At 27.4% G+C, this 1041-nt stretch carries 2 protein-coding genes; both read left to right on the top strand.

The annotated features are described in order from the left end of the window. A partial coding sequence (locus tag IE142_RS39625; RefSeq protein WP_502266908.1) for a hypothetical protein occupies positions 1–249 on the top strand: 249 nt, incomplete at its 5' end. 362 nt (positions 250–611) lie between these two features. Continuing rightward, the coding region (locus IE142_RS39620; protein WP_191889406.1) for a cation diffusion facilitator family transporter at positions 612–1041 on the top strand (430 nt) is incomplete at its 3' end.

Below are 1041 nucleotides of genomic sequence, written 5' to 3'. Positions count from 1 at the left end.
AGTTATATCGATAAATACATAGAGCATTTAGAATCAGAAATTCGACAAAAGAATCGACAAATTGACGATTTAACAATTGCATTAAAACAAGAACAATCTTTGAATTTAAATAGCCAAAATATATTAAGTAATACCAAAAAAATAGAAACTGATAATATAGATTCAAAAGAAGATATCATTACTCCAAAAGCATCAAAAAAAAATGAACAAAAACAATCTATCTTTTCTAAACTATTCAAAAAAAAATAATGTATTCACGCCTAAAGGCGTGAATACATTATTTTCTCTAAAAAGAAATTATCACTTGTTAATTATAATATAGTTAATATTTAGCAAGTGAAGTGTGGTTTATCATATGCAAAAATCCCACTACTGTCCAAAGCAAAGTAGGGTTTTTATTTAATATACAAAATACAAAGCATTTCTATATTGACAAAGGATAAAAATCATACTAACTTATGAATATATGAGCATATATTCATAAGTTAGTATGATTTTCTTCGAGTAACAAAACATTAATTGAAATTTTATATTTTTTAACTCTATAGTTATAAAAACAAAAATTCAAATTATAGAAAATATTTTTCATCATTAAAAAGAGGAGGGATTAAATGGAAAACGATCACAATCATAATCATACACATGGCGCGAACAAAAAGACTTTATTAATTAGTTTTATTATTATTACAAGTTACATGATTGTAGAAGGGTTAGGTGGTTTCTTTACTAACAGTCTTGCGTTAATTTCAGATGCTGGTCATATGTTAAGTGATTCTATTTCTTTAGGTATTGCTTTAATTGCATTTACTTTAGGAGCGAAGCAAGCTAATACAAATAAAACTTTTGGCTACAAAAGGTTTGAAATACTAGCAGCTGTACTTAATGGTATTACTTTGATGTTAATAGCTATCTATATTTTTTATGAAGCTATTGAGAGATTTAAAAACCCCCCTGAGGTAGCTTCTACAGGCATGTTAATTATCGCCTTGGTAGGCTTGTTTATTAATATTATTGTGGCTTGGATAATGCTGCGCGGGAGCG

The sequence above is a fragment of the Streptomyces mutabilis genome (genome assembly GCF_014649815.1).
Taxonomy (GTDB): Bacteria; Actinomycetota; Actinomycetes; order Streptomycetales; family Streptomycetaceae; genus Streptomyces; species Streptomyces mutabilis.
Note: the sequence above shows the minus strand (reverse complement) of the source record. Positions and strands in the feature narration are given on the sequence as shown.